Here is a 21,137-nt window from a genome sequence, read left to right as displayed (position 1 = left end):
AGAACAGGGTCGGGGGGATCAGGCGGCGCGACTCCCGCTGTCGTCGGCACCGAGACGGCTACCGGCGGGAACCACGGTGTCGCGGTCCACGCGCGCTCCTGTCGCAATGACGGCCGAGCCGCCGATGCGCGAGTAGCTTCCGATCCGGGCCCCTGGTCCGACAACAGCTTCGGGACCGACGTGAACGTTCGCACCGATGAAGGCGCTATGCCCGATCATCGCGTCGCGGTCGACCCAGCTCCCGGCGCCGATCCACGCCCGCTCGCCGACCGTCGCGCCAGGCTCGATGTAGGCGCCGGTCTCGATATATGCGGATGCGGATACTCGCGAGCCGGGAGCAACCATGCCGCGCCCGTTAGCGTGCCGACGGTAGACAATCTCCCCATCGCCGCTGCGTGCCCCTCGCCCCTTGTTCATTCCTGTTCCTGCCATCTGCCTGCGGCTCCTCCGAGCTGTCCAAAGGACGGGCTCGACGCCCTGTCCCGTTATCGAGAGACAACAGCGGCTGACCCTCCGGAATTCCCCGTTTGGGGGTCGGGCCGGGCTGTCGGAATGACTCAACAGCGTCGGTAGGCGTCATCCTCAACCGCCAGCACGTTGGATCGTCAGGAGCGGGAGTCGAGCACCCGCCGCAGCCAGTCATAGGAGGCTTTGGGCACCCGGTCGTGACTGCGCGCGTCGAGGGCCACCAGGCCGTGGGGCCGGGTGTACCCGTGTTGCCACTCGAAGGCGTCCACCAGCGTCCACAGTTGCACGGAGTCGATCGGGAGCCCCTCGTGCACCGCCTCCGCCAGGGCCGCGAGGTGCGCGCCGAGCCAGCGAATGCGATCGGTATCGACGATTGTGCCCTCTCGGTCCGGCTCGTCGGGATAGCTCGCGCCGAGGGCCGTGACGACGAGCGGAGGCAGCGCCTCGCCGTAGCGCTCGACCAGCGACCGCAGCACCGAGACGGCGGCCCAGGGAGCCATCGGCGAGCCGTCGCCCGTGCGGTCCAGCTCCGGCCAGGCGACGGTGTGAAACGGCAGCGCCGGTGGAGCCCCGACTCCGATGGGCGCCAACGGGTCGCGGCCCGCGGCGATGCGTTGCGGCGGCAACGGCGCGACCGCGTAGAAGTCGAGCGGAGCCGCGATGCGCGCGAGGTCGACCGGGTCGGCCTGCGCGAGAGGCCCGAGGAAAGGCGGCAACTCCTCAGGGCCCTCGGGGTATGCCCCGGTCAGCACGGGATCGGCGACGAGACGGTTGCGGAGCACGTCCGCCAGAGCAGCCCAGGCCCGATCGTGCTCGTCGTCCGAGGCGGCCTCGACCGGAGCGAGCGCATCGACGATCCCAATCCGCCCGCCTACTTCGGCCGCCCGCAGTGCTTCAAGGGCGACGCCGTGGCCTAGCAACTGGTGGTGCAGCGCGGGCAGGGCGCTGAAGAGACGACCCGCAGCGGGCGCATGACGCGTCAGGGCGTAGCCCTCCAGCATCACGGTGGCGGGCGAGTCGAGCGTGATCCAGTCAGCGACCCGGTCACCGAGCCGAGAGCCGAGTTCGAATGCCAGATCACCGAAGCGAAACGCTGTGTCGCGGTTCAGCCAACCGCCGCTCAGCGCAGACGGGGTATCGCGGTGGTGCAGCGTCAGCGCGACGCGAATGCCCGCCTCGGCGAGGGCGTCGAGCAGCTGATCGTAGAAGCCGAGGCCGCCGCGATCAACCGACCCGCGCCCGTCAGGCTGCACCCGCGGCCACGAGACTGAGAGCCGCAGTTCGTCGACGCCGAGATCGACCATCAGCGCGAGATCCTCGCGCCAGCGCAGGAAGAAGTCGGTCGCGATCTCGGGCGTCGCCTCCTCGGCGATCGTCCCGCGTCGCAGAGCGAAGTCGTCCCAGACCGATCGGCCCCGCCCGCCCACCTCGAGCGACCCCTCCGTCTGAAAGGCGCTCTGGGCTAGGCCGATTCGCAGCCCGGGCGGGAGGATCCTCGCCAACTCGCGTGGATCGTCGAAGCGCGCGGCCTCGGCTCGCACCTGTCGCCGATCGCGCCCCCGTGCCTCGTCTTCGCGCATGGTCTGTCCTCCGTTGTGTCGTGGCCGGGTATATTCTCGCGGAAGCGCTCTCTCGCACTCACCGGGCTCCCCCGTCCGGGTGAACCACCTCCTTCGATTGGTGGACATCCGGTAACACCGGTGCGGCGCCCTTGACAGCGCCCGCGCGCCCCCGTCCAATGGACGCATCGTGAAATCGGACGTCGACATGGCAGTACCGGGGAGTCCATCGGTCGCGCCGGTGCCCCAACTGCGTCGATCCCGGAGGAGCACAGCCGCACTCCTGCTGATCCTCCTCGCCGCCGTCGCCTCGGCCTCAGGCCTCACGGCGCCCGCCGCCCAGGCTGCGACGATAGCGATCACCGCACCCGCGGCAGGCACCGTCCTCTCCACCGGCACGACCACCGTCACCGGCACGGCGACCGCGGGCGACCAGGTGCAGGTCGGACTGCGCGGCGGCAGCGATCCGCTCTGCATCACGACCACCGGCACGGATGGCCGCTGGAGTTGCGTCGTGACGCTGAAGGACGGTCCTGCGACACTCGTCGCCGTGCAACTCCTCGCCGCGGGCGGCACCAGCTCGGCTGCGGTCGACATCGCGGTCCTCAGCGCTCCGGTGATCCAGTCCGTCGATGGCTCCGCCACCTCCGCTGGCTCGGTGCGCGGCACCGCCTACCCCCGCGCCCGCGTCGCGGCGGTCTCGAACGGCGGAGCGTCCTGCCTCGCCACCGCAGATTCGAGCGGCGCATGGTTCTGCCAGCTCGCTCCCACCCCGGCTCCCGGCACCTACCGGATCACCGCGACCCAGACCGCGTCGTTCGCGGGGAGCACCGCCTCCCCGGCGAGCGCACCGGTCACGCTCGTCGTCGACACCGCCGCTCCGACCGCACCGACCCTGGGCTCACCGACCGGCGGGGCAACACTGCCGCTGACGGGCGCCACCTACTCCGGGACCGGCACCGATGGCACGCGCGCCTACGTGTATGTCGACCGCGTGAACACGTGCGAGGCTGCCGTCGCGGCCGGTGCGTGGAGCTGCACGGGTGGAACGATCCCGGCCGGCGCGCACCGCGTCTCGGTCATCGCGGGCGACAGTGCAGGCAACTACAGCTCACCCAGCCCGTGGATCGACGTGACTTTCGCGGCCGCGACCCCTGCTCCCTCCAGTACACCGACAACGCCGCCGGCCACCTCGGGGACGACTCCCTCCGTTCCGCGCACGACTCCCGCCGCCCCGGGGACCGCGTCGCCGCGACCGACCGTGCCTCCGACGCCCACTCGCCCCGGCGAGGCGGCACCCGCTCCGCAGGCCGCGCCAAGTAACGAGCCGCCGGCGACGCCGCCGCCCGGTCCGATCGAGCAGCCCCCCTCGTCGCCCGCCCCGGCACCCGATGTCGGGTCGGTCCCCGGTGGCTGGAACTCGGCGACCGGGATGACCACGGCGCTCTCCGCCGGGTCTCCGGTCATCTCGATGGCGGACTGGATGCGTTCGCTCGCCCTCGCGCTGCTCTCCCTCGCCCTCGTGGTGGTGCCCGCGCGCCTCGCTGCCGCCGGCCGCGCTCCGCACGCCACCCGCACCTGGCGCCTGACCGGCCGCAACCGCGCCGCGGTCGAGTACGACGACAAGCCCGACGCCGGCCCGATCTCACCGCGCCTGATGGTGGTCGGGATGATCGGCTGCGCCGCCGGGCTGGCCCTGCTCTCAGGGCGTGTCGACAACCAACCCGCCTATCTTCGGTTGCTGATCGCGGTGATCGTCGCGGTCGCCCTCGTCAATGCGGTCGCCGCGGGCGTGCCGGCGGTCATCGGTCGCCGTCTCGGCATTCCGGGGATCGGCGTGATCGCCGCCCCACGCTCCCTGCTCCTGGTCGCCGCCGCCGCGCTCCTCTCACGGTTCGCCGGCCTCGACCCGGCCTTCCTCTTCGGCGTGGTGATCGGACTCGTCCTGCCAGCGGGAGCCTCCGCCTCCGCGAGAGCGAAACTCGCTACCGTGCGGATCGTCTCGCTGCTCGTGCTCGCGGGCCTGGCCTGGGGCGCCTCCGCACTCGTGCCGCTCGACGGTTCGTTCGGTGCCGTCCTGTGCGCCGAGGTGCTGAGCGCGACGACGCTGATCTCGGTGGGCTCGAGCGTCGTCCTGCTGTTCCCGGTGGGCCGGCCGGCCGGGCGGAACATCCTGGCATGGTCCCCGCTGCTCTGGCTGGGTATGACCCTGCTTGCCACCACGGTGCTGTTCGTGCTGTTGACCCCGACCATCGCCGCATGGTCGACCGACGGCGGTGCCGGGCCGGTCCTCTTCGCAGTGGTCGCGTTCACCGCGGTCTGCACGTCGATCTGGGCCTGGCGGCGCTTCGTCGATTCGGAGTAGCGGCCCGGCTCAGCCGATCGAGACCGGCTCGTCGAGGTTGTCGTTCGGCAGCAGGTCGGCCACCGCGCTCACCGTCAGCTCACGGAGCGTCGCGATCCCGCCGTAGACCCCGAGGAACGCGGTGTCAGCCGCGTCCCGCCCGGTCGCGATGCGGACCAGGCTCGAACGGGGCGCGAGCGTCGTCGCGTCGACCACGCGCCACTCCCCCTCGACCCACGCCTCAGCGACCGCGTGGAAGTCCATCGGCTGCAACCCTGGGGCGTACACGGCGGCGAGGCGCGCGGGGACGTCGAGGGCGCGGAGCAGCGCAACGACGAGGTGCGCGAAGTCGCGGCACACGCCCTGCCGCGCGAGCAGGGTCCGCTCAGCGCCGTCGGTCGGCAGGCTCGACCCGGCCACATACGCCAGACGGGTGCCCACCCACGAGCTGACCGCCGTGAGCAAGCTCTGGCCAGAGAGTCCGGCGAACTCCGCACGCGCCGTTGCCCAGAGTACGTCTGACTCCGCATAGCGGCTCGGCCGCAGGTAGCGCAGGCGGTCCACCTCCTCTCCCGTGAGGGGAGCGCTGCGACCCCGGATGCTCGCGGAGTAGTCGACAATGAGGTGGCCGACGGGTGCGTCGAGCACGTGCAGCCGAGTGCCGTGCTGGTCGAGCACCTCGCGCGGCGCGAGCGGACGGCCGTCGAGGCTCAGAGCCAGTGTCTCGACAGCCCCGTACACCTCCGCCACAGCGACGGAGAACACGAGAGCGGCCGGAGCCGCGACATCGAGGGTGAGCCGGACCGAGACATCGCGCTGCATACGGGCTCTTCTCTTCGAGGGGGGTCAGATGCTCTGCGGGAGGGGCAGAAAATCAGGTGCCCTGCTCACCCTTCGGCGGCGGGGTCGGTCCAGCCTCCGGCTCCTGGACCAGCTGGAGGCCGCCCGAGGAGTTCGCGGATACGGTCAGCAGATCAATCCAGGTGCGGTTGATCGAGGGGACGCGGCCACCGAAGTACGTGAAGTACAACGGGACGGAGGGGTCGAGCCAGATGCTGGAGCGTCCGTCACCGACCGCGGGGTCGTCTCGCCACGAGAAGAAGAAGCTCTCGCGGCGGCGCAACTTGTTCGCAATGACGATCTGAACGTGCGTGAGCGTGCGGTCGTCGAACTCGATCTCGACTCCCGAGGCTCCGTAGAGCAGCTTCCCCATGGGGGCCTCCTGGCCGCCCGGTGCCGAGCGGTGCATGACGGTGCCCGCGGGCACGAGGAGCGGGAAGCCATTCGAGACGCCCGCCGTGAACCGGGCGAATCGTGGTCCGGACCCGCGTCCGAATGTGCAACCGCCTGGCGACGACTCTATGCGAGGTGGCGCGGGCGAGCGACACCCGATTTTCGCACGGCGTTTTCGGACGAAAGCTGTTCGCAACCGAGGTTGAAAGCCTCGGACGGGCCGCCTACGCCGCCGCCAACCGATCTCAACCTCGGTTACAGACATATCGGCCGGCAGACGCGCCGGAACGACGCCCGGCGATGTCGGAGGTCGGACGTACGGTACCCGCATGATCGAATGCGCAGCGTGCGGAACCGACGCCATCGTCCTCGACCGCTCCGGCGGTCGCGACCTCGAAGAGGAGCTGGTGGTGCTCTGCGCCAAGTGCACCCCGGGCGAGATCACAGGGGCCCTCGAACCGACGCTACTCGAACCTCCACGCCGCAATGCCCACGCTCGCGCCGCATAGGTGCCCCCACTGGGACTCGAACCCAGACTGAAACGATTTTAAGTCGTCTGCCTCTGCCGATTGGGCTATGGGGGCGACCACCGGGAGGAGTGATTTCTCGCACCTCCCAGCGGCTCTCTCAGGACTTAGCGGGCTCGCCACCGACCGGCACGGGAACGCCGGCCTGGCCGGGGATCTGCGCCGGAGCCTGCGCGGCCGGGGCCTCGGCGGCGGGAGCCGCCGGACGCGGACGCGACGCGTATGTTTCGAAGGAGCCGCGAGGGTACTCACGCGCCTCGATCGAGGCGATGTCACGGCCGAGCCAGAGGTTGTTCCACCAGCCCCAGACGACGCGGAACTTGCGCTCCCACGACGGCATCGCGAGGCCGTGGTAGCCGCGGTGCATGACCCAGGCTGGGAAACCCTTGATCGAGAGCTTGCCGGACTGGAAGACGCCGATGCCGATGCCCAGGCCCGCGACCGCGCCCGCATTCTTGTGGAAGTAGTCGACCGGCTTCTCGCCGCGCAAGACCGCGGTGATGTTCTTTGCCATCAGCTTGCCCTGGCGGACGGCGTGCTGCGCGTTGGGGACGCAGAAGCCGCCGACACCACCGCCGGTGAGATCGGGGACCGCCGTCGCGTCACCGGCTCCCCAGGCCCCCTCGACGATCACGTCATCGTGGCCGACGCGGAGGTCGGCCCGCACACGCAGACGGCCACGCTCCTCAATGGGGAGGTCCGAGTTCTTGATCGACGGGTTCGCCATCACGCCCGCGGTCCAGATGATGAGGTCCGACTCGAAGCTCTCGCCGGTGGAGAGCTGGATGACGCCGTTCTCGGCCGACTTCAGCTGCGTGTCGAGGTGCACGGTGGCGCCGCGCTCATCGAGGTTCTTCAGCACCCAGTGGCTGGTCTCGAGAGCGACCTCGGGCATGATCCGCCCCATCGCCTCGATGAGGTGGAACTGCGTCTCCTCGAACTCGATCTCGGGGTAGCGCTTGAGCAGGGCGCTCGCGAAGGAGCGCAGCTCGGCGAAGACCTCAATACCGGCGAAGCCACCGCCGACGACCGTGACGGTGAGCAGGCGGGAGCGCTCGGGGCCGGCCGGCAACGACGCGGCCTTATCGAAGTTGGTGAGGATGCGGTCGCGGATCGCGGTCGCCTCCTCGATCGTCTTGAGGCCGATGGCGTTGTCGGCGACGCCCGGGATCGGGAACGTGCGCGAGACGGAGCCGGCGGTGACGACGATCTGGTCGTAGACGAACTCGTACGGCTCGCCGACGGTCGGGGTGATCGTTGCGGTGCGGTTGGCGTGGTCGATCTTCGTCACCTTGGCCGCGAGGATCGCCGTCTTCTTGAGGTGGCGGCGCAGCGAGACGATCGCGTGGCGAGGCTCGATGGAGCCGGCCGCGACCTCAGGAAGGAAAGGCAGATACGCCATGTAGGGCAGGGGGTCGACGATCGTGACCTCTGCCTCGTTCGGGCGGAGCTGCTTCTCGAGCTTCCACGCGGTGTAGAAACCGGCGTAGCCGCCTCCGACGATCAGAATTTTGGGCACGGGTGAATCTCCAAGGGGGATGGACAATGCGAACACCCCCACTCAACGCGAAGTGCCCGCTTTCGATGCGGTGGCAGCACTGACCCCGACTGGGAATGAGCTTAGCGAAGAGCGCGACGGTGGTGGCGCCTCCCGGGCTCCGGTAGGAGGCCTATGCGGCGAACGGCGCGCAGGCGCAGCGCTCCGGGGACCAACCGGCCCGATCCAGAGCCAGGTCGCCGATCGGGTTGATGCCTGGGCCGGCGGCGAGAGCGTGTGCGGCAAGGGCATGCAGGCACTTCACCCGGGTGGGCATCCCGCCCGAGGAGATGCCAGCGATCTCGGGCACAGAGGCGACGCTCTCGCGGTCGGCGAGGAACGCCCGGTGCGCGGCGGCGTACGCCTCACGCAGCGTGTCGTCCTCGGTGAGGAGCCCGTTGTACTCGACCATGACCTGCGTCGCCTCGAGCTGCGAGATCGCGGACGTAGCGGCGGGGTGGGTCAGGTAATAGAAAGTCGGGAACGGAGTGCCGTCCGACAGGCGCGGGCTGGTCGACACGACAGTCGGATCGCCGCAGACGCAGCGGGCGCTGATCCCGATCACGTCGCGGGCGGGGCGGCCGAGCTGAGCGGAGACGACCGCGATATCGCGCTCGGACGGCGGATCGAAGGGGGGCGTGGTCACGGGGGCTCCAGAGGACGGACGGCCGGAAGGACGTTCCAGTGTACGCAGGCGTGCGGCGCAGCCTCAGGGAGTGGGAGTCGGCTCCTGAGCCGTCGGGTCGCCGAGGCCCGAGACTGCAATGGAGGAGAGCAGCGAGCCGGCCCAGTCGGTCGGCGTCTCTTGCACGGTATCGCTGGCGGGCTGCTCGGCCTGCTGGGCGACGGCGATGTCATCGAGCACGAGGTAGCTGACCTCGCCCGGCATCACGAAATAGAGCCGTTCGCGCGCCTGGGCGCGAATGAACGCGGGGTCGGACCAGCGCGTCCTTTCCTCATCGAGATTCTGCGACTGCGTCTTGGCAGCATCGACCGTCCGCTGCAGTTCGGCAATCGCGGCGCGCTGCTCCACGAAGTTCTTGATGCCGGGAGCGAGAACGAAGACCGCCAGAATCATGATGGCCATCACCAGGAGAGTGAATCCGGAGCCGCGGAGGCCGGCGATCCAGGCGGACGAGGGTGCGGCGGCCGGTTGTTTCGGGCGAGGGGCGCGCGGTGCGCGAGGGGTGGAGGTGACGTGAGACGTCGATCCGGAGCCCTTCGTTGACCTCGTCGCTATCGCCTGCGGGGTGGCGGCAGGCGCCGCAGCGGGTCGACGCGGGGCGCTTCCGGGAGCGGAGGGGCGGCGGGGCGGACGGGCCATGAGCGGATACCTCCTCGAGCGCAAACGACGTGGAAATGACAGGGGAACGAGGAGCGGCCCCGGCGCCCGCACCGAGGTGCTGAGACTCCGGGGCCGCTCCGGCGGGGAGAGACTACGCCGAGAAGCGCGGGAAGGCGGAGCGACCCGCGTAAGTCGCCGCACCTCCCAGGATCTCCTCGATGCGCAGCAGCTGGTTGTACTTCGCCACGCGATCGGAGCGAGCAGGAGCACCGGTCTTGATCTGGCCGGCGTCGGTGGCGACAGCGAGGTCGGCGATGGTGGTGTCCTCGGTTTCACCGGAGCGGTGCGAGAGGATCGCCGTCATGCCGTTGCGCTGGGCGAGGGCCACGGAGTCGAGCGTCTCGGTGAGCGTGCCAATCTGGTTCACCTTGACCAGGATCGAGTTGCCCGCCTTCTCGGCGATGCCGCGGGCCAGGCGCACCGGGTTGGTGACGTAGAGGTCATCGCCGACGAGCTGCACCTTCTCGCCGATGGACGCGGTGAGATGGGTCCAGCCGGCCCAGTCGTCCTCGTCCAGCGGGTCCTCGATCGAGACGAGCGGGTAGTTGGCGACGAGGTCGGCGTAGTAGGAGGAGAGCTCCTCGGCCGAGAGCTTCTTGCCCTCGAACGTGTAGGCGCCGTCCTCGTAGAACTCGGAGGAGGCGACGTCGAGCGCGAGACCAATATCTTTGCCGGGAGTAAAGCCCGCGGCCTCGACGGCCTTGAGGATGAAGTCGAGCGCCTCGCGGTTGGTGGGCAGATCGGGAGCGAAGCCGCCCTCGTCGCCGAGGCCGGTCGCGAAGCCCGCCTTCTTCAGCTGCGCCTTGAGCGCGTGGTAGATCTCAACGCCCCAGCGCAGGCCCTCCGAGAACGACTCGGCGCCCAGCGGGACGGCCATGAACTCCTGGATGTCGACGCCGGTGTCGGCGTGCGCCCCGCCATTGATGATGTTCATCAGGGGCACGGGGAGGGTGTGCGCGTTCGGGCCGCCGACGTAGCGGAAGAGGTCGAGGTCGGCCGACTGGGCTGCGGCCTTGGCGACGGCGAGGCTGACGCCGAGGATGGCGTTGGCGCCGAGGCGCGACTTGTTCTCGGTGCCGTCGAGTTCGATCAGCTCGGCGTCGATCAGGCGCTGGTCGGTGGCGTCGAAGCCCTCGATGGCCGGACCGATCTCGTCGATCACGGCGTCGACGGCCTTCTGCACCCCCTTGCCGAGGTAGCGCTCGGAGTCGCCGTCGCGCAGCTCGTACGCCTCGAACGCGCCGGTGGAGGCGCCGGACGGGACCGCCGCTCGCGAGGACGCGCCGTCCTCGAGCAGGACCTCGACCTCGACGGTGGGGTTGCCACGCGAGTCCAGAATTTCTCGGGCGACGACTGCCTCGATAAGGGCCACAACTATCTCCTCTTGACGGGTGGGCTCCCGGAGGATGGGAGCGGTCGGGAAGGAGTCTACTGACCGCCTCCCCACCACAGGAGCCCACGCGGCCGTAGACTCCCAGGGCCCGATCGGCCGGATGGCCTCGGCGCTCCCGCTAACCGGAGGTTCCCCGTGAGCACGACCGCCGCCGACTACGTCGACCGCCTCATCGCCCTCGTCCCGGACTTCCCGAGCCCGGGCATCCTGTTTCGCGATCTCACGCCCGTCTTCGGCGACGGCGAGGCGCTGCGGGCCGTGGCCGACGCGCTGATCGAGCCGTATCGCGGCCGGGTCGACGCGATCGCCGGAGTGGAGGCGCGCGGCTTCCTCCTCGCCGCGGCCGCCGCTTATTCCACGGGACTTGGCGTGGTCACCATCCGCAAGCCAGGCAAGCTACCGCGGGAGGTCCTGCGCGAGCGGGCGACCCTCGAGTACGGCGAAACGACGCTCGAGGTCCACGTCGATGCGGCCCCGCGCGGCTCCCGCCTGCTGTTGGTCGATGACGTGCTTGCGACCGGCGGAACGCTCGACGCCAGTCGCCGCCTCATCGACCGCGCCGGCTGGCACCTCGAGGGCATCGCCGTCGTTCTGGAACTCCAGGCCATCGGCGGTCGCGCCGTGCTAGCCGGCCACCCCCTCACCGCGCTCGTCACCGCTTAACGCCCCCACCTCCCTCCCGCGCGATGCGGAGGAGGGCGCTAGGTGAGGGAGAGTGACATGCGGGAGAGGACGAAAGTCTCGATCACCTGGACTGCCATGTAGAGGACGAGGGAGACGGCCGTCACGAGCACGACGGCCGACCAGACGTCGGCGAAGCGAGCCTGTGCCGACCAGGCGTTGATCGCCCCGCCGATGCCGGCGCCGGTGGAGAGCCACTCCGCGAGGAGCGCGCCTGTGATCGCTCCCGGAACAGAGATGCGGATTGCCGCGAAGAGCGAGGGTAACGAGCCGGGGATCGCGACCTTGCGGATCGCAGTGAGGGTGCTGCCTCCGTAGACCGCGACGACGTCGAGCATCTGCGGTGCGGCGTTGTTGAGGCCGAAGGCGATGGTCACCAGCGCAGGAAACAGCACGACGATTCCGCCGATGACGGCGACGGAGGCAAGTGAGCCGGTGCCGAAGATCAGGATGATCAGCGGCGCCATCGCGATCAGCGGCACCGAGCGCAGCAGCATCGCAAACGGCATCAGCGCGTGCTCGAGGCCTTTCGAGAGCCGGAAGAGGATCGCGCCGAGGATGGCCACGACGAGCCCCGCCGCAAAACCGATGACGGCGTCACCCATCGTCACGGCGAAGAGGCCGCCGAGATCGGCGCGGTGCTGCGGAGCCTTCGCATCGGTAACGAGGTGGTCCCAGACGTCCCACGGGCCCTTGACCACGTAGGGCGAAACGCCGCTGAACAGCACGACGCCGATCCAGATCGCGAGCACGATCACGATCGTCGAGAGGGCGACGAGCAGGCTCTTACGCAGGTTTTTCAGAGTTGCGCCGAGCGCGGCCGTGCGCAGTTGCTTTCGTAGCTCGTCGACCGCGAGGATCGAGGTCACCGTCGACTGCTCGGTGCGGTTGGGGACGGTGGTCGTCATGATCATGCCCGCTTTCCGGAGGACCAGGGCGCGACAAGGCGCCCGATCCCCCCGACAATGCCGTAGCCGAGGAGCGCGACACCCGCGCAGAGAAGGAACAGGGCCCAGACGCGGGGCGAGTTCAGCGAGACCTGCGCCGCGACCAGGATCGGGCCCACGCCCGTCTCGATCTTGCCGAAGTACTCGCCGAGAATCGCGCCGAGGAAGGCAGCGGGCACCGCAATTTGCAGTGCCGACAGAATGTTGGGCAGCGCCGCGATCAGACGGACCTTGCGCAGCTGGGTGAAGCGCGAGCCTCCGTAGACCGTGACCACGTCGAGCGCCGCCTTGTCGGCCGCTTTGAGCCCGAGCAGGCTGCCGACGACGGTCGTGAAGAACACCGAGAGCCCGGCGAGGAAGATCGCGGTTCCGCTCGGGCGGCCCGGAGCCTCCGCACCGCCGAGGATCAACAGCACGATCGCGCCGATGGCGACGATCGGCACGCAGTAGGTGATGACCGCGAGCTGCGAGACGACCCCCTCCAGCCAGGGCACAACCAGCACGAGCGCCGAGAGCACCAGCGCGATGAGGTTGCCCCAGAAGTAGCCGACCGCGGCCTCGCCGATCGTCACGGAGAAGTTGCGCCAGTAGAAGCCGACGCCGTCCGCCATCGCCGTCTGCACAACCTGCACGGGGGTGGGGACCGGGGCGTAGGTCGCGGATCCGGTCGGGGCGGTCACGAGAGCGATAATCCACCAGGCAGCGACGATGGCGGCAAGGCCGATCAGACCGATCAACCAGGGCGGAAGGGACAGGACGCGGCGCGGCGCGGCGGGCAACGTGGTGGCCACGAGGCTCTAAACCTGGTCGTCCGCGGCCGCGCCGCCGTCACCGAAGAGGAGTTCCGACGCCTGGTCGACATACGCGTGGAACTCGGGGGTGCGCTGCATCTCGGGAGTGCGCGGGCGGGGCAGGTCGATGTCGAGAATCTCCTTCACCCGGCCGGGCCGCGGGCTCATCACGGCGACGCGGTCCGAGAGGAAGATCGCCTCCGAGATGCCGTGCGTGACGAGCAGCGTCGTCGCCGGCTTCTCGGTCCAGATCCGCAGTAGCTCGAGATTGAGCTTCTGCCGCGTCATGTCGTCGAGCGCACCGAACGGCTCGTCGAGCAGCAGCACCTCGGGCTTGAGGATGAGGCACCGGGCGATCGACACGCGCTGGCGCATGCCTCCCGAAAGCTGAGCAGGCTTGGCCTTCTCGAAGCCGCGCAGACCGACGAGGTCGATGAGTTCGTCGATGTACGCCTGATCGACCGGCTTGCCCGCAATCTCGAACGGCAGTCGAATGTTCGCCGTCACGCTGCGCCACGGCAGAAGCGCGTGGTCCTGGAAGGCGATGCCGAGTGTGTTGTCGCGACGCAGCTCCTGCGGAGTGCGGCCGTCGACCCGGATGCTTCCCGCGGAGGGCTCCTCCAGACCCGCGAGGATGCGCAGGATGGTCGACTTGCCGCAGCCCGAGGGGCCCAGGAGCGCGAGAAAGCTGCCCCGATCCGTGTGCAGATCGGTGTCGTGCAGCGCCGCGACGCTGCGAGAGCCCATCCGGAACGTCTTCGACAGGCCGTGGATTTGGATGCCGGTGCCGCCGGCATCCTGGTCGCGCAGGGTGCCGGCGTTGGTCGTGTCGGTCACGAGTGGTGCCCTTCGTGAATCAGGATCAGGCCGCGTACTTCAGCAGGTCGGGGTTCGCCTGGTACACCTCGGCGAGGAGGGTCAGGTCGAAGAGATCCTCGGCCGTGACGTCGATCCCGGCGCCCGCCAGGGACGCGATGGTCTCGGACTGAAGTGTCTCGGAGATGGTGAAAAGGCCATGTGCGACCGTCTCGTCCGAGACGACCAGCTCCTCGGACTGGATGGTGGCGCCCTTCTTGGACGCCTCCTCGTTGAGGCCGAGGTCTTTGCCGTAGGTGGTGACGGCGAGCATCGCGCCCGCCTCCGGGTCGTTGACCGCGTCGGTCCAGCCCTTGATCTCGGCGACGAGGAACGCCTTGAGGGCTTCGCGCTTTTCGGCGATCGCCTGCTGCGTGACCGAGAAGGTCTCGGCGACGAACGGGAGGCCGTTGTCAGCAAAGGGCAGATTGACGACCTCGTAGCCCTCGGCCGCGACTGTGATCGCCTCATTGGTGAGGTAGGCGATGAAGCCGTCCACGGTGCCGTTGACGAGGACCGAGGGGTCGTACTCTACCGGGACGACGGTGAGGTCGGATTCGGAGAGGCCGTTCGCCTTGAGCAGCGCTTGGAAGAGCGAGGTGTTCGAGGCCTGAACGCCGATCTTCTTGCCGGCGAGGTCAGCCGGGGTGGCGATGTTGCCCGCGGTCTTGATGGAGAGGACAGTGAAGGGGTTCTTCTGATAGGTCGCGCCGATGATCTTCAGCGACGCCTCCTGCTGGGCAATCGCGGTGCCGATCGAGACGGCGTCGCTCAGCGCGACATCCGCGCCGCCCGAGAGCAGCTCGGCGACACCGGTCGACGGGCCGGGGGTGAGAGTGACGCCCGACAGGCCTGCGGCGGTGAAGTAGCCCTTCGAGTCGGCGAAGAATTCACCCGCGAACTCCTCGTTCTTGATCCAGGACAGCTGGACCTTGAGGGTGCCGAGGTTGCCGCCCTCACCGGCCGCGGCGCCGGAGGAGTCGGACGCGCACGAGGCGAGGACGGACGTTCCGCCAACCGCGAGGCCGGCCACGCCCGCCATGCGGAGGAGGCTGCGGCGATCGAAGTGCGAAGTGGTGGGGAGGGGCGACAGGGTCAAGGGGACTCCTCGGGTGGGATCGTCGGGCTGCTGCGGTACGGTGCGCGGGTTCGCGGCGGGTACCCGCGCGGGCACTGTCGAGCGCACCGGTCGGGTGCCTCGACGCTATCCCTCAGAGATTTCTCAGGTGTATCCGCACATTTCACGGGTATTAAGGCTCTCACGGTTCCACCATCCGACTGGCTCTGCGCCCGCGGGCGAGCGGCGGACCCGCTGAGCCTCAACCGAGGTTCTTGAAGACCAGATCCTCGACCTCGACCGCTTCCCGCGGGACGAGCGCGAAGCGAGTGAAGCCCGCGGCGGTAGCCCGATCGAGCAGCGGAGTGAGGTTCTTTGCCCGACGCTCAAGCCGGACCCGCGACCCCCGAGCGATCAGCACCTGCTTGAGCGCGAGCAGGTACTCGGGAGCGGCGTCGCGCTCGTGCACTAAGACAACCGCGTCGGCCCGCTCGGACTCCGACGCCTCGATCAGCTCGACGATGCGCTCGAAGCCAATCGAGAAGCCACAGGCTGGGACATCCTGGCCGAGGAAGCGGCCGATCATCCCGTCGTAGCGTCCGCCACCACCGACCGAAGAGCCAGAGGACGGGTGCGCGATCTCGAAGATCGTGCCGGTGTAATACCCCATTCCGCGCACAAGGGTGGGGTCGAAGCGGAGCGAGACGCCGACGGGTAGCGAGCGGAGCGACTGCGCGAGCGTGTCGAGCGCGAGCACCGCCTCCGGGTCGATACCGTCGGGCAGCACGCTGAGGATCGCGGACTGCTCCAGTGGCACTCCCCCGGCGGCGACCGCTTCCTCGATCCGTGCGAGGTAGCCGCCCAGCACCGCCGCGGCGTCCGGGCCGTCGACCTCGAGCTCGGCCACCACTCCGGACGCTCCAATCTTGTCGAGCTTGTCGATCGAGATCAGCGCGGGGCCGAAGCGCTCGGGCGCGAAGCCGCAGTGCTCCAGGATTCCGGTGAGAATGCGGCGGTCATTGATTCGAATGGTGCACTCGCGCAGGCCCAGCGTGTCGAGAACAGCAGCGGTCGCGGTGATGAGTTCGACCTCGGCCAACTGACCGGGCTCGCCGATGATGTCGATATCGCACTGCACGAACTGCCGATAGCGGCCCTTCTGTGGGCGCTCAGCTCGCCAGACCGGGGCGATCTGAACCGAACGAAACACCGTCGGCAGCTCGGCCCGGTGCGAGGCGTAGAAGCGGGCGAGCGGCACGGTGAGGTCGAAGCGCAGGCCCAGGTCGGCGAGGGCAGAAGCGTCGTCGGCGGCGGCGAGGTCGTCGCGGGTCAGGCCGCGGCGCAGGACGCTGAAGGCGAGCTTCTCGTTGTCGCCGCCGAGGCCGGAGTGCAGGCGCTCGAAGTCCTCGACCACGGGGGTCTCGATCTCGTCAAACCCGTGCGCGGCGTAGACGCGGCGGATGATTCCCAGCGCGTGCTCGCGCTTCGCTTTGTCTGCCGGGAGGAAATCGCGCATGCCACGGGGCGGGGTGATCGGGGAGGCCATGACGGCGATTCTCCCAGATCGGCCGGGGCGGGCCGGCGACGGGGTGACCGCGACAGCGGCTGAGCCAGCACACATCACGTCGCTGAGCGGCAACCTTCGATCGACGACGCGATCGTGTGCCCAAAAATACCCGTGTACCCCGGTACCGCCAGCCCTCGTCCGACGCGTGGACCACGTTTTGCGCCATGGCTCGATTCTTCCTCAATTTTGCTTTATGAATGAAGGGGCATTGACACAAATTTTGGAAAAGGATCGGTGCCGCTCGCGGCGTACTACCCGGCTCACTCGCCCGGGTTTTTGCATCACCGAAGGGTTTACCATAAGGAGTTTTAGCGCATGATGAGGCACCTCTATATGCTCATGCTGATCATCATGGTGACGGTCATGAGTGAGCTCCAGGTCGCCGGGATGATGCCGGTCATGGCCGCTGACCTAGGCGTCGGAACAGGCAGCATTGGCTTACTTGTCTCGATCTACGCTTTCGGCATGACAGTGGGCGGACCCACCTTCGCATTTCTACTCAGGCGTCAGCCACCCAAAGCCGCATTGCTCGCGATCATCGCCTGTTATGCCGTAGCACAAGTACTCGTTCCACTCATTGACTCTCTCTGGTGGATAGCCAGCGTACGATTTATCACAGGAGCACTGGCTGGCGCCTCCTTCGGACTTTCCCTCAGCTACGCCGCACGCGTGGCGCCCCGTCCGGAGCGGATCGGTCAAGCAGTCTCTATCGTGCTGGGAGGAATCACGATTGGTACGGTGCTCGGCCTTCCGCTCTCGCACCTCATCGCAGAGTCTTGGGGGTGGCGAGCCAGCTTCTTTGTTCTTGGCGGAGTGACGTTCCTCCTTCTCCTCTCCGCCGGGAGAACTCTCCCCAAAAGGGACGGTGCGACAGCAACCGCTGCTGGTCAGGACCTCGATAATCTCCGCTTGCCCACTTTATGGATGCGGTATTTGGTCAGCCTACTCACCATCGGTGCCGCGTATGCGTCGTTTTCCTTCTTCACGCCCCTCCTCGAAGTGAGTTCTGGTTTCAGCAGCGCCGCAACGACCGGGATACTTCTCGCGTACGGGCTGTGCGCCTACATCGGGAACGCCGCGGTTGGACGTCTCGCCGACACCCGGGCGGTCGAGGTACTGTGCAGCGGCCTCGCCGCTCTTGTCGTGGCACTTGCGGTGCTGGCGACCTGCGCGACCAACCAACCACTCGCTCTTGCAATGGTGCTCGTTGTTGGACTCGTCGGAGTATCAATGAATCCGGCTCTCGTGACCAGGGTTGCCGAGATCGGTGGCACAGGCACGATGGTCAGCACCATTCACACGGCAGTCATCTCGGCTGGCGTGGCTCTCGGGTCTGCCATGAGCGGCATAACGATGAGCTGGGTCGGCGACGACGACCCCACCATTGCCATGTGGACAGGGAGCGGACTTGGTCTCGTGGCAGTGATAGCGGCTCTCGCGACAGGCCGAGGGCACACCGGCAGCATCCGGTCCGAACGAGGGAGCGACGGAGCCCGAGCACGTGCCGCGGAAGACAGCCTCCCCCGTGGCTGAGAGCGCACCGAGGCTGTGAAGGGGACGCGACAAGCATCTCTGCGGGAGCCGCGTCGCCGTCAGCCCTCGCGTTGCTCCTGCTCGACGGCGCGGATCTCGTCCTGGAGGTCGCGGGTGGCGGTGCGGAGCGCGCGCTCGGCGTCGAGTCCCTGGGCGCGGGCGGACGCAACGATCGCGAGCAGAAGCGGACCGAGATCCTCCTCCGATTCGATGGGTAGAGGACCCTGGCCCGCATCGACGATGCCGAGCGTGGTCGCCTTGCCGATCACCTTGTCGGCAAGCGCCAGGGCGGGCATACCCTGCGGAATGCCGTCGAGCACGCTCGTGCGGTGCGGCTTCTCGGTGCGCTTGAGGTCGTCCCAGACGGCGATCACGTCCTCGGCCGTCTCGGCCGTCGCGTCACCGAAGACGTGCGGGTGACGGCCGATCATCTTGGCGTTCATGTGCTCCGCGACGTCCTCAATGGTGAAGGGTTCGGCACTCTCGGCGGCGAGATCGGCGTGGAAGAGCACCTGGTAGAGCACATCGCCCAGCTCTTCGATCAGGTCGGCCCGGTCGCCCGCCTCGATCGCCTCGACCAGCTCGTGCGACTCCTCGATCAGGTAGCGCACGAGGGACTCGTGGGTCTGCTCGGCGTCCCACGGGCAGCCGCCCGGAGCGCCGAGGACGTGGACGGTGCGGATGAGCTCGTCGAGCCGAGGATGCGCGATCACCCGGCCATCCTCGCATCCGCTCCATCGAAGCAAGCACCCGACCCCGCCCGGACGTAACTCCCCTCCCGGTCCCCGTTCCCCGCCGGCCCCAGCCGCGAGATGCCTCTTGGGTACGCGACACGCCGGGCGGAGTCATATGGTCGTTGCAACTGGTCGTTGCAACGCTTCGATAGTTCGGAGTGTTCATGTCACCGGTTCCTGCACCGAACATGTCCGCAATAGTCGTTTTGTTCACGTTCTGCCGTAACAAGACTAGAGTCACAACGACCTGCTCGCAAATGTTCAACAACCCCGGCCGTCCCGACGTCTCACCCCTTCCCGCGGCAATCTGCCATACCCGAGAGATCAGCTCCGTCAATTGCTTCGCATCCAGGCCTGCAGTAGAGTCGTACCGCATTGGCTTCCCGTTCCAAAAATAACGAGCTTTGGAACTTCTATCCTCTCGAACGGGAAGCCGATGGCTCTGAACGACACGCCCAAATCAGACCTTATGAATAACGCTCTTACACTCTCTATTTCTCGGAGCAAGGAGCCGATGCGCTACAACGCTACTACAGGACTTGATTCGGAGCAGATCACGGAACTCGTGTCCCAGATATGGCAAGCGTGTTGTCTGTCCGGTGTCGCTCTGACCGACGCGGCGATCGGTCGGGTCCTTCTGGTCGACGGCGAACGTGTCAAATGGTGTGTGTAAGGGTGCGTCTCCTGACGAAAGGATGCACGCAGTTGGTGATCAATAAGGTGACGCGCGAGACGCGTCGGAAGCAGCAGGCCGAGGGCGCGCGGCGTCTGGTCGAGTCGGGTGTGATGGATGACCTGTTCGCGAAGATCGACGCGGGCGAGATCCAGCTCGATGGTGATGGCGGGTTTATCCAGCAGCTGATCAAGACCGGGTTGGAGCGGGGCCTGCGAGCGGAGCTGACCGATCATGTCGGTTACGAGAAGGGCGATCCGGAGGCGCACGTGTTCCCGAAGACGGTGGCCACGAGCGTCGGTGATGTCGAGTTGCGCATCCTGCGGGACCGCAACGGGTCGTTCACCCCTCGGCTGGTCCCGACGGGCAGTCGGCGTCTGTCGCAGCTGGACGAGATGATCGTCTCGCTCTACGCCGGCGGGATGACGGTGCGGGACATCGAGCATCACCTGGAATCGACGATCGGGACGGACCTGTCGCACGAGACGATCTCGAGCATCACCGAGGAGATCGCCGACGAGGTCCTGGCCTGGCAGCAGCGGCCGCTGGAGGCGTTCTACCCGGTGATCTAGCTCGACGCGGTGATCGTCAAGGTCCACGACGGCGGGCACGTGCGCAACAAGGCCGCACACATCGCTGTCGGCGTCGACGTGGACGGCGTCAAGCAGGTGCTGGGCATCTGGATCCAGGCCACGAGGGCGCGAAGTTCTGGGCGGGGGTCTGCGCCGAGCTCGCCAACCGCGGCGTGCGTGACGTCCTGATCGTCTGCTGCGACGGGCTCACCGGGTTCCCCGAGGCGATCTGACCTAACTCGATGGTTCAGACCTGCGTCGTCCACCTCATCCGCAACGCGATGCGGTTCGTCGGCTACGGGCACCGCAAGGCCGTCGCGGCCGCGCTCAAGCCCATCCACTAGCCCCGACCGCGGAGGCCGCCAGAGACGCGCTCGAAGCGTTCAGGGCGTCGGAGCTGGGCCGAGCCGATCCTCGCGCGGCGGCGGTATTCGAGGACACCTGGGAGCGGTTCACGCCCTTCCTGGCGTTCCCGCCGGAGGTGAGGCGAGTGATCTACATGACCAACGCGATCGAGTCGCTGAACTTTCAGCTGCGGAAGGTCACCAAGAACCGCGGACACTTCCCGAACGATCAGGCCGTCGTGAAGCTGCTCTGGCTGGCGATCTGCACCATCGAGGACAAGCACGCTCGCGACCGCGAGACGGAACGCGGACTTGGCCGCGGCGCGAAACGCAAGGCCGAAGGGCGGCTCGTCGAGGGCCAGGTCACCACGAACTGGAAGAAAGCCCTGGAACAGCTCGCCATCGTCTTCCCCGAGCGCGTCGAGCCCTACCTCTAACCCGGAGGCCCCACCAACTTACACACACAACTTGACAAACTCGGCGACGGGCGTGCCAGGCCGACCGGTCCTGATTCGACGGGCGCGGGAAGAGCAAGGGAAGATGGCATGGCAGGCGTGGCGTCTCTCGCGGATGGTGAGCGTTGAAGAACTTCCATCCTCAGCGCGAACACCACGCCTGCACCGCTACCCCAGCACCGGCGTGTCACACCCGAAAATCGCTGGTCACGTCACCCACCAACGACTTTGACGGGGCCCTGGATGTCCTCCCGATCCGCCAAACTCAACAACACACCACGCGACATCCGGTCGTCCTCTCAGCGATTACACCCCGAGTGATGCACTGACCACCTGAAACCGCCCAGCGACCACGGGGGAGCTCTTGCTCGACCTTCTTGTAGCCCGAACTAAAGAAATGATTACTGCCGGAACCAAGAACTGATTCAAAGGCCATCCATGTTCCGCCCGCTGCACTGCGAGCCAATTCCATGAGACTTATTCAGGCCACACGATCCGCGGCTTGGAAATCCGCGCTAATCA

18 protein-coding genes, 1 tRNA gene and 1 pseudogene are annotated in these 21,137 nt (G+C 67.8%); 5 read left to right on the top strand and 15 right to left on the bottom strand.

All coding sequences use genetic code 11. From position 1 onward, the window contains the following. Positions 1 to 18: 18 nt before the first annotated feature. Positions 19 to 432 carry an LbetaH domain-containing protein gene (locus tag B0H03_RS07380; RefSeq protein ID WP_104263783.1) on the bottom strand — a complete coding sequence of 138 codons (414 nt, stop codon included), beginning with the start codon at positions 430 to 432 and terminating at the stop codon, positions 19 to 21. 173 nt (positions 433 to 605) lie between these two features. Further along, positions 606 to 2,048 (bottom strand): glycoside hydrolase family 1 protein, encoded by a 1,443-nt coding sequence (locus tag B0H03_RS07375; RefSeq protein WP_160487256.1) that lies wholly within the window; start codon positions 2,046 to 2,048, stop codon positions 606 to 608. Positions 2,049 to 2,217: 169 nt separating this feature from the next. Here B0H03_RS07375 and B0H03_RS07370 point away from each other — a divergent pair, with 169 nt between their 5' ends. Beyond that, positions 2,218 to 4,392: a hypothetical protein gene (locus B0H03_RS07370; RefSeq protein ID WP_160487255.1), complete on the top strand. Its 2,175-nt coding sequence runs from the start codon at positions 2,218 to 2,220 to the stop codon at positions 4,390 to 4,392. Positions 4,393 to 4,401: 9 nt separating this feature from the next. Here B0H03_RS07370 and B0H03_RS07365 read toward each other — a convergent pair whose 3' ends face one another. Both B0H03_RS07365 and B0H03_RS07360 read right to left on the bottom strand, forming a co-directional pair. Beyond that, positions 4,402 to 5,193 carry a transglutaminase-like domain-containing protein gene (locus B0H03_RS07365; protein WP_104263780.1) on the bottom strand — a complete coding sequence of 264 codons (792 nt, stop codon included), beginning with the start codon at positions 5,191 to 5,193 and terminating at the stop codon, positions 4,402 to 4,404. 52 nt (positions 5,194 to 5,245) lie between these two features. Beyond that, a complete protein-coding gene (locus B0H03_RS07360; protein WP_104263779.1) occupies positions 5,246 to 5,584 on the bottom strand; it encodes a DUF7882 family protein in 339 nt (112 codons plus the stop codon). Between the two features lie 349 nt (positions 5,585 to 5,933). On the opposite strand from B0H03_RS07360, the gene B0H03_RS07355 reads away from it, so the two are divergent. Next, on the top strand, positions 5,934 to 6,113 hold the full coding sequence (locus B0H03_RS07355) for a hypothetical protein (protein WP_104263778.1): 180 nt from the start codon (positions 5,934 to 5,936) through the stop codon (positions 6,111 to 6,113). A 1-nt stretch (position 6,114) separates the two neighbouring features. On the opposite strand, the gene B0H03_RS07350 is transcribed toward B0H03_RS07355, so the two are convergent. The 5 genes from B0H03_RS07350 to eno all read right to left on the bottom strand — a co-directional run bounded on the left by B0H03_RS07350 (position 6,115) and on the right by eno (position 10,385). Then, a tRNA-Leu gene (locus B0H03_RS07350) sits at positions 6,115 to 6,188 on the bottom strand. A 43-nt stretch (positions 6,189 to 6,231) separates the two neighbouring features. After that, positions 6,232 to 7,650, bottom strand: a complete 1,419-nt coding sequence (locus B0H03_RS07345; RefSeq protein WP_104263777.1) for an NAD(P)/FAD-dependent oxidoreductase — start codon at positions 7,648 to 7,650, stop codon at positions 6,232 to 6,234. Between the two features lie 151 nt (positions 7,651 to 7,801). Then, positions 7,802 to 8,314, bottom strand: a complete 513-nt coding sequence (locus B0H03_RS07340; RefSeq protein ID WP_104263776.1) for a DUF501 domain-containing protein — start codon at positions 8,312 to 8,314, stop codon at positions 7,802 to 7,804. 63 nt (positions 8,315 to 8,377) lie between these two features. Next, a complete protein-coding gene (locus B0H03_RS07335) occupies positions 8,378 to 8,992 on the bottom strand; it encodes an FtsB family cell division protein (protein ID WP_104263775.1) in 615 nt (204 codons plus the stop codon). A 112-nt stretch (positions 8,993 to 9,104) separates the two neighbouring features. Then, the gene (gene eno / locus B0H03_RS07330; RefSeq protein ID WP_104263774.1) at positions 9,105 to 10,385 is read right to left on the bottom strand and encodes a phosphopyruvate hydratase; all 1,281 of its coding nucleotides are present in this window, start codon (positions 10,383 to 10,385) and stop codon (positions 9,105 to 9,107) included. Between the two features lie 156 nt (positions 10,386 to 10,541). On the opposite strand from eno, the gene B0H03_RS07325 reads away from it, so the two are divergent. Then, positions 10,542 to 11,069 carry an adenine phosphoribosyltransferase gene (locus tag B0H03_RS07325; protein ID WP_104263773.1) on the top strand — a complete coding sequence of 176 codons (528 nt, stop codon included), beginning with the start codon at positions 10,542 to 10,544 and terminating at the stop codon, positions 11,067 to 11,069. Positions 11,070 to 11,107: 38 nt separating this feature from the next. On the opposite strand, the gene B0H03_RS07320 is transcribed toward B0H03_RS07325, so the two are convergent. From B0H03_RS07320 to hisS, 5 genes are all read right to left on the bottom strand, one after another. Beyond that, entirely contained in the window at positions 11,108 to 12,001 is an 894-nt protein-coding gene (locus B0H03_RS07320; RefSeq protein WP_241560363.1) for an ABC transporter permease, read from the bottom strand. Beyond that, complete coding sequence (locus B0H03_RS07315) at positions 11,998 to 12,825, bottom strand: ABC transporter permease (protein ID WP_241560362.1); 828 nt, start codon at positions 12,823 to 12,825, stop codon at positions 11,998 to 12,000. The genes B0H03_RS07320 and B0H03_RS07315 overlap by 4 nt, the downstream gene beginning before the upstream one ends. Positions 12,826 to 12,831: 6 nt before the next feature. After that, on the bottom strand, positions 12,832 to 13,572 hold the full coding sequence (locus tag B0H03_RS07310; RefSeq protein WP_104263787.1) for an ABC transporter ATP-binding protein: 741 nt from the start codon (positions 13,570 to 13,572) through the stop codon (positions 12,832 to 12,834). Between the two features lie 115 nt (positions 13,573 to 13,687). Next, positions 13,688 to 14,779 carry an ABC transporter substrate-binding protein gene (locus B0H03_RS07305; RefSeq protein WP_237399356.1) on the bottom strand — a complete coding sequence of 364 codons (1,092 nt, stop codon included), beginning with the start codon at positions 14,777 to 14,779 and terminating at the stop codon, positions 13,688 to 13,690. 220 nt (positions 14,780 to 14,999) lie between these two features. Then, entirely contained in the window at positions 15,000 to 16,283 is a 1,284-nt protein-coding gene (gene hisS / locus B0H03_RS07300) for a histidine--tRNA ligase (protein ID WP_104263772.1), read from the bottom strand. A 336-nt stretch (positions 16,284 to 16,619) separates the two neighbouring features. Between hisS and B0H03_RS07295 the strand changes: the two genes are divergently transcribed. Continuing rightward, on the top strand, positions 16,620 to 17,837 hold the full coding sequence (locus B0H03_RS07295; protein WP_104263771.1) for an MFS transporter: 1,218 nt from the start codon (positions 16,620 to 16,622) through the stop codon (positions 17,835 to 17,837). Between the two features lie 59 nt (positions 17,838 to 17,896). Here the strand turns inward: B0H03_RS07295 and B0H03_RS07290 are convergent, their stop codons facing one another. After that, a complete protein-coding gene (locus tag B0H03_RS07290) occupies positions 17,897 to 18,550 on the bottom strand; it encodes a nucleoside triphosphate pyrophosphohydrolase (RefSeq protein ID WP_181075003.1) in 654 nt (217 codons plus the stop codon). Positions 18,551 to 19,357: 807 nt separating this feature from the next. On the opposite strand from B0H03_RS07290, the pseudogene B0H03_RS07285 reads away from it, so the two are divergent. Next, a pseudogene (locus B0H03_RS07285) lies at positions 19,358 to 20,597 on the top strand (IS256 family transposase). Positions 20,598 to 21,137 lie beyond the last annotated feature (540 nt).

The organism is Rathayibacter iranicus NCPPB 2253 = VKM Ac-1602 (assembly GCF_003149025.1).
In the GTDB taxonomy this organism is placed as follows: Bacteria; Actinomycetota; Actinomycetes; order Actinomycetales; family Microbacteriaceae; genus Rathayibacter; species Rathayibacter iranicus.
This window is presented reverse-complemented; position numbering and strand designations above follow the sequence as displayed.